Source organism: Methylobacterium sp. FF17 (genome assembly GCF_025813715.1).
In the GTDB taxonomy this organism is placed as follows: domain Bacteria; phylum Pseudomonadota; class Alphaproteobacteria; order Rhizobiales; family Beijerinckiaceae; genus Methylobacterium; species Methylobacterium flocculans.
The window spans coordinates 1,847,518-1,861,053 of record NZ_CP107532.1; the positions used below are offsets into that span (position 1 = coordinate 1,847,518).

The 13,536-nt window shown below is 69.5% G+C and carries 13 protein-coding genes; 9 read left to right on the forward strand and 4 right to left on the reverse strand.

The window, feature by feature from the left end:
- Positions 1–108: 108 nt before the first annotated feature.
- On the forward strand, positions 109–375 hold the full coding sequence (locus tag OF380_RS08510; protein ID WP_264050336.1) for a hypothetical protein: 267 nt from the start codon (positions 109–111) through the stop codon (positions 373–375).
- Here the strand turns inward: OF380_RS08510 and OF380_RS08515 are convergent.
- The gene (locus OF380_RS08515) at positions 366–1,265 is read right to left on the reverse strand and encodes a DMT family transporter (RefSeq protein WP_264050337.1); all 900 of its coding nucleotides are present in this window, start codon (positions 1,263–1,265) and stop codon (positions 366–368) included. The two genes, OF380_RS08510 and OF380_RS08515, sit on opposite strands and share 10 nt — an antisense overlap.
- Before the next feature lie 238 nt (positions 1,266–1,503).
- Here OF380_RS08515 and OF380_RS08520 point away from each other — a divergent pair, with 238 nt between their 5' ends.
- Positions 1,504–1,806: a hypothetical protein gene (locus OF380_RS08520; protein WP_264050338.1), complete on the forward strand. Its 303-nt coding sequence runs from the start codon at positions 1,504–1,506 to the stop codon at positions 1,804–1,806.
- Positions 1,807–1,811: 5 nt separating this feature from the next.
- Here the strand turns inward: OF380_RS08520 and OF380_RS08525 are convergent, their stop codons facing one another.
- Complete coding sequence (locus OF380_RS08525; RefSeq protein WP_318784553.1) at positions 1,812–2,348, reverse strand: MarR family winged helix-turn-helix transcriptional regulator; 537 nt, start codon at positions 2,346–2,348, stop codon at positions 1,812–1,814.
- Between the two features lie 497 nt (positions 2,349–2,845).
- On the opposite strand from OF380_RS08525, the gene rfbF reads away from it, so the two are divergent.
- The 5 genes from rfbF to OF380_RS08550 are packed head-to-tail and all read left to right on the forward strand — an operon-like array spanning position 2,846 to position 7,455.
- Positions 2,846–3,613 (forward strand): glucose-1-phosphate cytidylyltransferase, encoded by a 768-nt coding sequence (gene rfbF / locus OF380_RS08530; RefSeq protein WP_264050339.1) that lies wholly within the window; start codon positions 2,846–2,848, stop codon positions 3,611–3,613.
- Between the two features lie 60 nt (positions 3,614–3,673).
- The gene (rfbG, locus tag OF380_RS08535; protein ID WP_264050340.1) at positions 3,674–4,780 is read left to right on the forward strand and encodes a CDP-glucose 4,6-dehydratase; all 1,107 of its coding nucleotides are present in this window, start codon (positions 3,674–3,676) and stop codon (positions 4,778–4,780) included.
- Between the two features lie 5 nt (positions 4,781–4,785).
- Complete coding sequence (locus OF380_RS08540; protein WP_264050341.1) at positions 4,786–6,018, forward strand: class I SAM-dependent methyltransferase; 1,233 nt, start codon at positions 4,786–4,788, stop codon at positions 6,016–6,018.
- A 4-nt stretch (positions 6,019–6,022) separates the two neighbouring features.
- Positions 6,023–6,553 (forward strand): dTDP-4-dehydrorhamnose 3,5-epimerase family protein, encoded by a 531-nt coding sequence (locus OF380_RS08545; protein ID WP_264050342.1) that lies wholly within the window; start codon positions 6,023–6,025, stop codon positions 6,551–6,553.
- Positions 6,550–7,455: an NAD-dependent epimerase/dehydratase family protein gene (locus OF380_RS08550; protein WP_318784554.1), complete on the forward strand. Its 906-nt coding sequence runs from the start codon at positions 6,550–6,552 to the stop codon at positions 7,453–7,455. The genes OF380_RS08545 and OF380_RS08550 overlap by 4 nt, the downstream gene beginning before the upstream one ends.
- 28 nt (positions 7,456–7,483) lie before the next feature.
- On the opposite strand, the gene OF380_RS08555 is transcribed toward OF380_RS08550, so the two are convergent.
- Together OF380_RS08555 and OF380_RS08560 are read right to left on the reverse strand one after the other, a co-directional pair.
- Positions 7,484–7,798 (reverse strand): response regulator, encoded by a 315-nt coding sequence (locus tag OF380_RS08555; RefSeq protein ID WP_264051251.1) that lies wholly within the window; start codon positions 7,796–7,798, stop codon positions 7,484–7,486.
- A 245-nt stretch (positions 7,799–8,043) separates the two neighbouring features.
- Positions 8,044–9,297, reverse strand: a complete 1,254-nt coding sequence (locus tag OF380_RS08560; RefSeq protein ID WP_264050343.1) for an adenosylmethionine--8-amino-7-oxononanoate transaminase — start codon at positions 9,295–9,297, stop codon at positions 8,044–8,046.
- 756 nt (positions 9,298–10,053) lie between these two features.
- Between OF380_RS08560 and OF380_RS08565 the strand changes: the two genes are divergently transcribed.
- Both OF380_RS08565 and OF380_RS08570 read left to right on the forward strand, forming a co-directional pair.
- Entirely contained in the window at positions 10,054–12,231 is a 2,178-nt protein-coding gene (locus tag OF380_RS08565) for a TonB-dependent siderophore receptor (protein ID WP_264050344.1), read from the forward strand.
- Positions 12,225–13,523, forward strand: coding sequence for a PepSY-associated TM helix domain-containing protein (locus tag OF380_RS08570; protein ID WP_264050345.1), 1,299 nt, complete (start codon positions 12,225–12,227; stop codon positions 13,521–13,523). Before OF380_RS08565 ends, OF380_RS08570 begins: the two co-directional genes overlap by 7 nt.
- Positions 13,524–13,536: the final 13 nt, after the last annotated feature.

Consider the following 13,536-nt stretch of genomic DNA (forward strand, 5'->3'; position numbering starts at 1 on the left):
GAACTTTGGATGCCACCTTTTTCAAGCTCGGCGGTTGTCTCACACGCGCTCGGGATTGGTTCGCCATGAGAACCCGGCCGAGACGCAGCGTCATCAGGAGGTTCCGCCATGAGAAAAGCTCTGCTCGCCGCCAGCCTCGTCCTCTCCGCCTTCGCCCTGTCGGGCGCGGCGCAAGCGCAGGGCCTGCCGGGCGGCATCCGGCGTGGCGCCGCCGAGGGCGACCGGGTCGCCGGCCCGGTGGGCGGCATCGTCGGCGGTGCGGTCGGCGGCGCGGTCGGTACGGTGAACGGGGCGCTCGGCATCGATCCGGGCCGTCGCGCCTACCGCACGCGCATGAAGTCGCGCCGTCCCGCGCATCGCCGCCGTCACCGCTGAGGCGTCGCGCGGCGCTCCTGGGCCAAGAGGTAGAGCCCGGATCCGATGACGATGGATGCGCCCGCCAGCGTCCATCGGTTCGGCACGTCGCCGAAGACGAAGTAGCCGAGCAGCACCGACCAGAGCAGTTGCGTGTAGATGAAGGGCGCCAGCACATTGGCCGGTGCCCTCGCATGGGCCAGCACCAGCAGCCAGTGCCCCAACGTGCCGAAGAGCCCGACGCCGATCAGCAACGCCCAGGCGCCCCAGGCCCTCGGCGTCGTCCAGATCCAGGGCAGGAGCGGGCTCATCACCGCGAGCCCGGCGAGTCCCGAATAGAACACCGTGGTGGCCGTCGAATCGACACCCGCGAGCTTTCGCGTGGTCAGCACGTAGAACGCGTAGCACAGCATGTTGCCGATGCTGAGGAGCACCGCCGGCTGGAACGCACCGACCCCCGGCCTGACGATCACCAGCACGCCCAGGAAGCCGATCCCCACCGCCGCCAGGCGACGCGGTGACGACCACTCGCCCAGGAGCGGTCCGGCGAGCAGCGCCACCATGAGGGGCGTGGCGAACTGGATCGACAGGGTCTCGGCGAGTTGAAGCTGGCGCAGGGCCAGGAAGTTGAGGGCGGTGGAGCCGAACAGCAGCAGCGAGCGCAGGATCTGGAGCGCCGGTCGGTTCGTGCGCGCGACTCCCGGACTTCGCACCGGGTTGAGCACCATGAGAACCAGGGTGACGTTCACCGCGTAGCGCATGAAGGTCGAGAGCAGCGGATCGACGCCCATGCCGGCCAGGGATTTCGCGGAGGCGTCGAGGCAGGCGAAGAACGCCAGGGTCCCGCACATGAGCGCGATGCCGGCCAGTCGCCGGCCGGATGCCGGAGCGTCCCTCGAATCCCTCACCATGGCACGATCCCGATCGCCGGTGCTCCACCCCGGTGCGGGGTCCGCCAGGGAGGTGGCTTTAAACAACGTCGCCCCGGCGGACATCCGCACCCGGCGCGGGGCTCAGCCGGACGAGTGCGCGACTCCCATCCACCGAAAGTTATGATTTCATCTGGATGCTATAGCGCGCCGGAATACGGGGGTGGCTAATATGGCAAGGGCGATCCCCATGCTGGCGAGCGTTGGATTGATCAGTCTGATGGCCGTGCCCGCGCCTGGGATCTGGGGGCTCGTGATCGGCGTAGCCTGCTCCATCGCGATCCTCCTGTCCGCACTCCTGTTGCTGCTCGACCGGATCGCCGCAAACCTCGCGCTCCGATGGGCGCGGAGGAGCACGCGCCGCTCAGGCCGTCGGTTGCATGCCGGCTCGGGGATGACCCGCAAGCAAGGGGCGCCGGCGGCGACCGTGGCGCCGGCCCGCCCATCTCCAGCCCAGGCGCAGACCCGCCTCGCAGACCAGCGCCGCGCGACGGGCCGCCTCGAGCCGTTCCGTCTGCGCTGATGGCGCTACGGGGCGTCCGACACCGCGAGAAGGTCGGATTCGTCTTCGTCCAGGTCGGAATCGCCCTCGACCTCGTGGCCGCTGACGCCTGAAACATCCGCGAGGTTGCGGGCCACCTTCCGCAGCAGCTTGCGCAGGCGCCGCTTCTCCTTGCCGTCGAAGCCGTCGAGAAGTTCGGCCTCGACCTCGTCCCAGAGGCGCTCGATGGCGGCGGCCTTGGCGAGGCCCGCTTCGGTGAGGCGAACGCGCACGATGCGGCCATCGCCGGCCTCGGCCCGGCGCTCGACGAAGCCGAGGGCGGCCAGCCGCGAGATGGTCTTCGAGGCGGTGGGCGGGCGCACCCGCAGGGTCGCTGCAAGGTCGCCCATCGTCATGGTGCCGGCCGCCGCAAGCGCCTGAACCACCTGCTCCTGGCCGGCGAAGAGGTCGAGGGCGGCGAGCCGGTCGCCGATCCGGGAGCGATGCAGGCGCGCGGCCTGGACCAGGGCCCAGCCGACGCTCTTGGCGCCGGGTGGGCGCAGGCGCTTGTCGGACTTCGTCATGGTTCGCTCGGGCCCCCCGTCGCCCTTCAAAGCCCTGGGGCATGGGTCCATCGCGGCGCCGGCCGAGCCCTCGCCGGGTTCGGCCCTCACGCGCTCGTCCGCCGCCCGCATTGTCCATCCTCTTCGATACGATAGCGTGCGGGCGATGCCCCCGCGCCGGTCGATCCGGGTGCGTCCACCGGCAAACGGGGTCACCGGGCAAGGTGCAACCTCGCCGCAAGCAGGGCCGCGCCGCCCGGTGGGGCATGGCCCGCGCATGTGAAGCTGGCATGACAGCGATGGACCGGCGTCCGATTCTCAACTCGAAAGCGCCTCTGCAGGGGGCACGCCGTTCATCGGCCCGGCCTGATGGGCTGCCTGGACGAAGCTGGACCCCTCGACTAAGCCTTGCGACGGTCCTGCGCACCGTCCTTCCGGGGATTGCGATCTCCAGGCCCTGGAGGCTTTCGCCCCCGTCACGATCCGACCCGGAACCGCCCAAGGACTATCCAGGCCCCATGAAGGCAGTGATCCTCGCAGGCGGCCTCGGCACGCGCCTCTCCGAGGAGACGGTAACGCGTCCCAAGCCCATGCTGGAGATCGGCGGTCGCCCGATCCTCTGGCACATCATGCAGATCTTCGCCGCCCACGGGGTGCGCGAGTTCGTGATCTGCCTCGGCTACAAGGGCTACGTCATCAAGGAGTTCTTCCTGAACTACCGCCTGCACCTGTCCGACGTCACCATCGACGTCGGGCGCGGCCACGTGGATTTCCACCGCAGCACCGCCGAGGACTGGCGCGTCTCGCTGATCGAGACCGGCGAGACCACGATGACCGGCGGGCGCCTGAAGCGCGTGCGCGAGTACCTCGGTGACGAGGACTTCTTCATGACCTACGGCGATGGCGTCGCCGACGTGGATCTGACGGCGCTCGCCGCCTTCCACCGGGCGCATGGCAGGCTCGCCACCCTCACGGCGGTGACGCCGCCCGGCCGCTTCGGCGCCCTGGAAATCGAGGACGGGGCGGTCCGCAACTTCCGTGAGAAGCCGGCGGGCGACGGTGCGACGATCAACGGGGGCTTCTTCGTGCTCTCGCCAAGCGTCCTCGATCGGATCGCAGGCGATTCCACCGTCTGGGAGGCCGAACCGCTGGAGGGTCTGGCCGCCGACGGGCAACTCGCGGCCTTCGTCCATTCCGGCTTCTGGCAGGCGATGGATACGTTGCGCGACAAGAACCACCTCGAAGCCCTCTGGGCGGGCGATGCCGCGCCCTGGAAGTGCTGGTAGTCTCGAGATCCGCCTGAAATCCGCCGACGACGCGTCAAGCCACCGGAGACCGATCGAAGCGTGCAGCCCTCGCCCTTCCCCCTGCCGCGTACCCGCGACCCGAACCCGGATCCCGCCTTCTGGGCCGGGCGGCGGGTGCTCGTCACCGGGCATACCGGCTTCAAGGGCGGGTGGCTCTGCCTCTGGCTGGAGCGTCTGGGCGCGCGGGTGAGCGGGCTGGCCCTCGCCCCGGAGGAGACGCCGAACCTGTTCGCGGCAGCACAGATCGACTCCGGCCTCGACTCGCACTTCGTCGACATCCGGGATGCGGGCGCCGTGCGCGACGCCCTCGCGGCGACCGCGCCCGAGATCGTCATCCATATGGCGGCGCAGGCCCTGGTACGGGCCTCCTACCAGGAACCGCTCGCCACCTACGCCATCAACGTCATGGGCACCGCCCACCTGCTGGAGGCGGTACGGGCGACACCCTCCGTGCGCGCGGTCGTGGTGGTGACGAGCGACAAGGCCTACGAGAACCGCGAATGGCCCTACGGTTACCGTGAGACCGAGGCCCTCGGGGGGCACGACCCCTACAGCAGCTCCAAGGCCTGCGCCGAACTCGTTGCGGCGGCCTACCGCGCCTCGTTCCTCGCCGAGCGGGATTGCCGTCTCGCCACCGCGCGCGCGGGCAACGTCATCGGCGGCGGCGACTGGTCGAAGGACCGGCTCGTGCCCGACCTCGTCCGGGCCTTCGCGCGGGGCGAGTCCGTGGAAATCCGCGCGCCGCACGCCACCCGTCCCTGGCAGCACGTGCTGGAACCCCTGAGCGGCTACCTGCGCCTCGCCGAATGCCTGTGCGGCGAGGCGGGCGCCCGCTATGCCGAGGCCTGGAACTTCGGCCCGGCGGACGAGGATTGCCGGCCCGTGGCCCATATCGTCGATGAACTCGCGCAGGGCTGGGGTCCGGAGGCCCTGTGGCACCTCTCCGAGGCGATCCACCCGCACGAGGCGACCTTCCTCAAGGTCGATTCCGCCAAGGCCCGGGCCCATCTCGGCTGGGACCGGCGCCTGCGCCTCGACGCGGCGCTCGCCTGGACCGCCGCCTGGTACCGGGCCGAGGCCACGGGGGCCAGCGCCCGCGATCTCACCCTGGCGCAGATCGGCGCCTACGAAGCCCTGGGAGCCTGACCGGCGTGACCGCACTCCGCACCTGCCGTCTCTGCGGCGCGCGCCTCGATCGGAGCCTGGTCGATCTCGGGCTGTCGCCGCTCGCCAACGCCTATGTGCCGGCGGAGCGGGCGAACCGGGGCGAGATGTTCCACCCGCTCCATGCCTTCGTCTGCGAGACCTGCTTCCTCGTGCAGCTCGAAGCCTTCGAGACGCCGCAGGCGATCTTCTCGGATTACGCCTACTTCTCGGGCTTCTCGGCGGGCTGGCTCGCCCATGCGGAGGCCTATGTCGCCGCCATGCAGGCGCGCTTCGACCTCGGCGCCGACAGCAAGGTCGTGGAGGTGGCGAGCAACGACGGTTATCTGCTGCGATATGTGGTGGCGCGCGGCATTCCCGCCCTCGGCGTCGAGCCGGCCGCCAACGTCGCGGCGGTGGCGCGCGCGCGGGGGATTCCCACCGAGGTCGCGTTCTTCGGAGCCGAGACGGCCACCCGCCTTCACTCCGCGGGCCACGCGGCCGACCTGATGGCGGCCAACAACGTGCTCGCCCACGTGCCCGACCTCCACGATTTCGTAGCCGGCTTCCGCATCCTCCTGAAGCCCGAGGGTGTGGCCACCTTCGAGTTCCCCCACCTCCTGCGGATGCTCGAGCAGCACCAGTTCGATACGATCTACCACGAGCATTTCTCGTATCTCTCCCTCGGGGTGGTGATCGGCCTTCTCCGCCAGCACGGCCTGCGGGTGTTCGATGTCGAGGAATGGCCGACCCACGGCGGCTCGCTGCGGGTCTTCGCCTGCCACGAGGGGGCCGCCCACGTTCCGACCCCGGCCCTGGAGCAGGTCGTGCTCAGCGAATGGTCGGCGCAGCTCTTCGAGCCGGCGGGCTATGCGGGCTTCGGGCAGGCGGTGGCCGACATCAAGTGCGCCGCGCTCCGCTTCCTGATCGCCGAGCGTGAGGCGGGCCGGACGGTCTGCGCCTACGGGGCGGCGGCCAAGGGCAACACCTTCCTCAACTATTGCGGCATCGGCCCCGAACTGGTGCGGGCGGTAGCGGACCGCTCGCCGCACAAGCAGGAGACGCAGCTCCCCGGCAGCCGCATCCCGGTGGTTTCGCCCGACGCGCTCCTCGCCCTCAGGCCGGACTGCGTCCTGATCCTGCCCTGGAACCTCAAGGACGAGATCGCCTCCGAGATGACCGCCATTCGGGATTGGGGCGGGCGCTTCGTCACCGCGATCCCACGTCTGACCGTATTCTGAAGCGATGGTCTTCGAAGCCCTGCCGCTCGCAGGCGCCTTCCGCGTCAGCCCCGAGCCCCACGCCGATGAGCGGGGGTTCTTCGCCCGAACCGCCTGCGTGGAGGATTTCGCGGCACTGGGGCTGACCGGCGCCTTCGCCCAGTCCAGCATCTCCTTCAACGCCCGGCGCGGCACCGTGCGCGGCCTGCACTTCTCAGTGGAGCCCCACGCGGAGACGAAGCTCGTGCGTTGCACCGCCGGGGCGATCCACGACGTCATCGTCGATCTGCGCCCCGGCTCCGCCACCTACCTCCAGGCGTTCGGCGCCGAACTCAGCGCCGCCAACCGGCAGGCCCTCTACGTCCCGGCGGGCTTCGCCCACGGCTTCCAGGCGCTCAGCGACGGGGCGGAGGTGCTCTACATGATCGACCGGCCTTACGTGGCCGGCAGCGCGCGCGGCCTGCGCTGGAACGACCCCGCCCTGCGCGTGGCCTGGCCCGAGCCCGTCACCCTGATCGCCGAACGCGACCTCGCTTATCCGGACTGGGAGCGGTGAGCGGCCGCGTTCTCGTCACCGGCGCCACCGGCTTCGTCGGTCGCCACGTGCTGCCGGCCCTGGCCGCGCGCGGCTTCGCGGTTCACGGCGTCGGACGCGCGCCAGGGGCGGATCCGCGAATCCGCTCCGTCGACCTGCTGGTTCCCGAAGCGCGGCGCGCCCTCATCGACGAGGTCCGTCCGACCCACATCCTGCACCTCGCCTGGGATGCCGAGCCGGGCCGGTACTGGACGTCCCCGACCAACCTCGACTGGGTCGCCGCCAGCCTCGACCTCGCGCGGCTCTTCGCGGCGGCGGGTGGGCGGCGCTTCGTCGGCGTCGGCACCTGCGCCGAGTACGAATGGGGCGCGCCCCGCCTCGACGAGGCGACGACCCCGTGCCGGCCCGCGACCCTCTACGGGGCGGCCAAGGACGGCACGCGACGCATCCTGTCGGCTCATGCCGATACCGAAGGCGTCACCTTCGCCTGGGGCCGCCTGTTCTATCTCTACGGCCCGGGCGAGCGACGCGGGCGCCTCGTCTCCGATGCGATCCACGCCCTGATGACCGGCGCGGTGTTCCCGACCTCCCCCGGCCATCAGCGCCGGGACTTCCTTCATGTCGCGGACGCTGCTGCCGCGCTCGCCGCGCTGGTGGCCAGCGACGTGACGGGGCCTGTCAATATCGGCTCCGGGGCGGCCATGCCGGTCCGCGCCCTTCTCGACGGGCTCGCCACCCGGATCGGAGGCGCCGAACGCCTCGCCTACGGCGCCCGCACGCTCGGCGCGATGGAGCCTCCGGTGATCGAGGCGGAGACGCGCATCCTCACCGAGGCGGTGGGCTTCCGGCCAGCCTTCGCGGGTGCACGCGGCCTGGACGATACGGTGGCCTGGTGGCGGGCACGGGGCACCGCGTCCGCCTGAATCGGTCCGCCGTGGCGGACCCGGTCTCTCAGCAGGGCAGCAGCCCCTTCAACTGCGAGAGGATGTCCTCGCCGGTGCAGGGGCGCGAAATGAACTTCGCGCCCGGCGGCATCCGCTCCGGATCGGGCGCGGCCCGGCCCGAGACGATGACGATCGGCAGGGTCGGACGGGCCTCAGAGACGGCGGTGGCGAGTTCGAAGCCGTTGGTCTTCCCCGACAATTCGACATCCGTGATGAGGCCGCAAATGTCGGGTCGGGCCCGGATGATGCCGAGCGCCCGCTCGGCGGAGGCACATTGCACGGTCTCGTAACCGCCATTCTCGAGCACGTCGCCCAGATCCATGATCGTCAGGGCCTCGTCCTCGACGAGAAGGATCACCGGCCGATCATCGTTCGCGTTCGTCGCCTCATCCACCACGATGCACCCTCCAGCCTGATTGGCGGCGGGCCCCGCCCAGAGCGTCGTGACCGGCGCCTTGTGCGCGGAGCTTCGCGCGACACGGTCACAGGCGCGAGGCCGGTGCCACGTACCCCAACGAGCGACGGGGGCGCGGGTTGCACCGCGCGCCACGCGAGCCGGCGCAGCGATCAGGACCCGCTTTGCCCGACCACAGCGCGCATCGCATCGAGAAGTCGCGCGAGGTCGTCGGGCGCGATGGTAAGGGCCGGCGTGAGGTAGACGATGTCGCCGAAGGGGCGCACCCAGGTGCCGCGCGCGAGGAAGCGGCGCTTCAGGTCGGCGAGATCCGGAGCGTGCCGGAACTGTACCGCGCCGATCGCGCCCAGGACCCGGATGTCGGCGACATGGGGCAGGCCGCGCAAGGGTTCGAGGCCCTCCGCCAGGGCGTCCGTGATGGCGGCGGCCTGAGACAGGCGCGGCTCCCGATCGAACAGGTCGAGGCTGGCATTGGCGGCGGCGCAGGCCAGCGGGTTCGCCATGAAGGTCGGTCCGTGCATCAGGGCCGCGGCGGGATCGTCGGAGAGGAAGCTCTCGAACACGCCGCGCGTGGCGACGGTGGCGGCGAGCGCCATCGTGCCCCCGGTCAGCGCCTTCGAGAGGCAGAGGATGTCGGGCACGATGCCCGCCTGCTCGCAGGCGAACAGGGTTCCGGTACGCCCGAATCCCGTGAAGATTTCGTCGGCGATGAGGGGCAGGCCATGCCGTCCGGCGAGGCGTGCCACCGTCGCCAGCACGTCGGGGGCGTGCATCCGCATCCCACCGGCCCCCTGGACCAGGGGCTCCACGATCACGGCCGCCAGGGTCTCGCGCTCGGCGGCCAGCGTTGCGTCGAGGGCGGCGACCTGCGCCGCCGTCCGGGGCAGGTCGCAGAAAACCTGGGCCGGCAGGTAGGCGCCGAAGCGCCGGTGCATGCCCTCGTCGGGGTCGCAGACCGACATCGCCCCGAGGGTGTCGCCGTGATAGCCCTCGCGGAACGCCAGGATGCGCGTGCGGCCGCGGATCCCCCGGTTGAGCCACATCTGCACGGCCATCTTCAGGGCGACCTCGACGGCCACCGAGCCGGAATCGGTGAAGAAGACGTGGTCGAGGTCGCCCGGTAGCAGCGCCGCGAGGCGCGCTGCGAGCCGCTCCGCCGGCGCGTGGGTCAGCCCCCCGAACATCACGTGCGGCATCGCCTCCAACTGGCTCGCCACGGCGGTGCGGATGTGGGGATGATTGTAGCCGTGGGCCGCCGTCCACCATGAGGCGATGCCGTCGATGAGTTCGCGCCCGTCGGCGAGCACGATGCGCGACCCATGCGTGCGCACCGCCTCCAGCGGTGGGGCTGCCCCCTGCATCTGCGTGTAGGGGCGCCAGAGATGGTGGGGGCCGGAGCTGTCCATGCGCCCAGGGAATGGGAGCGCGACCACGTCCGGTCAAGGCCGACGCGCGTCGGCCCCCGTGGCGGGCGGGACGATCCGTGTCGGGTCCTCGTCGGCAGCTTGCGATGTTCCGCCCAGACCTCAAGGAGGGCATCCATCGCGGGCGAACCCGACGTGGTTTCGTTCAACATGGAACGGTGCTGAATTCAGGTACGAATACAGATTAGATTCATGAAATTTAGCGGAATATGTATTGGACCAAAACAAGATTGTTCTAAGCGCGAGTGTGAGGATATTGAATGAGTTCATCTTTTAGAATTCGATGGTAGAATATTTATATATTACGTTAAATTGGTATTTGCGCGTGCCGGTTTTCTATTGTTTATGGTAATAATTTATTGGTTCTGAGTAACATTCGTAATTACGGCGTGTTTGATGTATCGTATTGCTTGGGTATAAACTTTAAATACTTGGTGTGATCATGATGTTGGTGTGACCGGGAGGACGATCCCTGGGGCCTGCGGATACGCCGGACAGGACGGCTCCGGACAGATCCCCCGATGACATCCCCAACTCCGGATTCGCCCGCGATCGGGGCAGCCACCCGTGTCGCCCGGACGTTCAATATCGGAAATCCTTTGTGTTGACGAAAATCATCGAATGTCGGGTGATTCAAAGTATTGTTCCCGATTTTATCGATTCTAATGTTTTGCGTTCCCCTTGCGACCTTGGATGCGGCGCACTACGGCGAAGCTTCCCTGTCGTCCGAGAGCCGAAATGCCGCGCCCCACGCAACCGTCCCGTTCCTCCCGGCATCGTCGGCTGGCCGGTAGCGCCCTCTGGCTGCTCTCCGGTGGTGCGGCCCTCGCGCAGGCGACGCCGGGGTCTGGCGTCACCCTCGAAGAACTCAGCATCGCGGGCCTCGGTGACGGGGGCGCCACCATCGGCTACCAGCCGAAGCGCTCGACCTTCGGTGCCGGGTCCGACACCGCGATCCTCGACACGCCGGCCAACATCGCCGTGGTCTCCGCCAAGGTGCTGCGCGACCAGCGCGTGATCTCCCTCGACGAGGCCCTGCGCAACGTCAGCGGCATCGCCCAGACCAACAACGTCGGCGGCACGCAGGAGGCGGTGGTCCGGCGCGGATTCGGCACGTTCCGCGACGACTCGATCCTGCGCGACGGTCGGCGCACGGTCCTGCAGCAGAACTTCAGCTACGCCATCGAGCGCGTGGAGGTGCTGAAAGGTCCCGCCTCGCTCCTCTACGGCATCACCGACCCGGGCGGGCTCATCAACCTCGTCTCGAAGCGGCCTGAATTCACGTCCCACGGCTCGCTCAACCTCACGAGCACCAGCTTCGGCGGCGGCCTCGTGCAGGGCGATCTCACCGGACCGATCGAGGGCACCAACCTCGCCTACCGGATGGTGGCCGACATCCAGAGCTACGATTACTGGCGCAACTTCGGGCACTTGAGCCGGCAGGTGGTGGCGCCCTCGCTCACCTGGAAGGGCGACGACACCACCGTGACGGTGGGCTACGAATTCAGCCACTACCGGGTGCCCTACGATCGCGGCACCATCTTCGACCCGCGCACGGGCCGGCCCCTGGCCGTACCGCGCAGCCGACGCTTCGACGAGCGATCGAGCCAGCACGAGGCCACCAGCCATCTCGCCACCCTCGACGTCGACCACCGCTTCGACGCCGATTGGAAGCTCCACTTCGGCTACAGCTACTCGCATCTCGGCTACGACGAGAACCAGATCCGGCCGGTCACCTACTTTCCGGCCACCGGCCTTCTCACCCGCCGGGCCGACGGCACTCGCGACGCCGACTTCAACGCCCATGTCGCCCGCCTCGACCTGACGGGCCGCTTCGACACCTTCGGCCTGCGCCACGACCTCCTGGCGGGCGTGACCTACGAGAACATCGACTATGGCCGCTCCTACATCATCCGGGGGGCGAACCGGACCGGCTTCAATCCATTCCGGCCGGTCTACGGAACCCTCTCCACCGTGCCGGTGATCTCGGCCGCCGACAGCAACCTGCGCGAGCGCCTGTCGACTATCAGCCTCTATTTGCAGGACTCGCTGCACCTGACCGACCAGTGGATCCTGGTGGCCGGGTTCAGCACGCAGATCTTCGACCAGTTCGGCGCCAAGGGCACCCCGGCGGTGGCCTATACCGACATCGACGGTGTGCGGGTCCTGCCGCGGGTCGGGCTCGTCTACAAGCTCGCCCCCAACCTCTCGCTCTACGGCAGCTACTCGCAATCCTTCAAACCCAACACGTCGCTGGCCACCATCGTCGGGGCCCTCGCGCCCGAGGAGGGCGAGGCCTTCGAGGTCGGCGTGAAGGCCGACATCGCCGCCGGGCTCACGGTGACGGGTGCGATGTTCGACATCGACAAGTCGAACGTGCTGGTGACGCAGGTCGTCAACGGAAGCACCGTGGCGAGCACCGCCGGCAAGGTGCGCTCGCGCGGGTTCGAGCTCGACGTCGCCGGCCAGATCCTGCCCGACTGGGCGGTGATCGCGAGCTACGCCTTCACCCAGGCGGAGGTCACGAAGGATCCTCTGCTGGTGGGCAAGCAGCTGCTCAACACCCCGCGCGTCACCGCCTCGGCCTTCCTGACCCACCAGTTCGGCGCCGTGGCGGAGGCCGTCGAGTTCGGATCGACGCGCTTCGGTGCGGGCTTCCTCGAGGCTGGCTTCGGCGCGCGCTATGTCGGCGCCCGGCCGGGGGATGCCGCCAACAGCTTCAAGCTGCCCGAATACGTCGTCTGCGACGCGTTCCTGGCCTACAACACCCAGGTGAACGGCCTGCCGACCACGCTCCAGCTCAACCTGAAGAACCTGTTCGACCGCACCTATTATTCCTCCTCCGGCGGCAGCAACCTGCTGGTGGCGGTCGGTGAGCCGTTCCAGGCCCTCGTGACCGCGCGGGTGTCATGGTGAAGCGCCTGCGCGCCGTCCTGTTCCGGCTTCACTGGCTGCTGGGCCTGGGGGCTGGCCTCATCCTGGCGGTGGCGGGGGTGACGGGGGCGCTCCTGAGCTACGAGGACGCGATCGGCGAGATCATCGACGCGGACCTGATCCACGTCGCCGCGCGCTCCGAGGAGGTGCTCGGGCCGGACGCGCTCCTCGCCCGCTTCCGGGCCCAGCGCCCCGAGAGCGTGGCGAACCTCACCCTCTCGGCCGGGCCCGGCATGGCCGTGATGGTCCGCCTCGGGCGCGACCCCGGCACGGGCCAGCGCCCTCCCTCGCTCTATCTCGACCCGCATGATGGCACGGTACGGGGCGCGGCACGGACGGAGGACGTCTTCGCCACCATCCGGCGCCTGCATCGCTGGCTGCTCCTGCCGGGGGACGGCAAGGGCTGGGGTCGGACGCTGACGGGTGCCAGCGTGATTGCCCTCCTCGTGCTGCTCTGCACGGGGCTCTACCTGCGCTGGCCGAAAGTGATGAGCCTGCGCATCTGGCTCAAGCCGAATCTGCGCCAATGGGGCCGGCCCACCTACTGGTCGCTGCATTCGGTCGCCGGCACTTGGGTGCTGCCGGTCTACCTCGTCATCGCTCTGAGCGGCCTGTGGTGGTCCTACGACGGGTATCGCGAGGTTGTCACCGCATTCCTGACGCGGGGCGAGACCATCGCCCGGATGGCGGATGGCAAGCCTGCTGCAGGTAAGGAGAAGCGCCCGGCAGGCCAGGAGAAGCCGCCAGCAACCCAGGAGAAGCCGCCGGCAAGCCCAGAGACGCGGCCAGGGGCCGCTGGGGGGAGCGAGGCACCCGGGAAGCCCGGCCGGAAGGACGAGGGCCTCGGCGGACCCGGGGCGCCGTCCCTCGACACGGCCTGGGCGGCCTTCCGGACGGCGGATGCGGGGCAGTTCACCCGTGCGACCCTGCTGCTCCCGGCAGGTGTGTCCGGCCCCGTGCGCATCCGCTCCGAGAATCGGAACGGCTGGCGGGACGACACCCGGATCGAGGCCGCCAGCGGGCGTATCCTCGTGCGCGAGGTCGGGGGGGAGCGGTCCCTCGGCGTCCGCATCGCCGGCAACATGCTCGACGTGCATAGCGGCCGCTTCTTCGGCGTGCTCGGGCCGCCCATCTTCCTCGTCGCCGCACTGCTGATGCCGCTCTTCCTGGTGACGGGGCTGCTGCTCTATGTCGGACGTCGCGCGGCGGCGGCCCGGCGGCGTGGGACGTCCACCGTCACGCCGGCCGTAACCTCCGCCCGCTTGACCCCCTGAACGGTTTTCGACA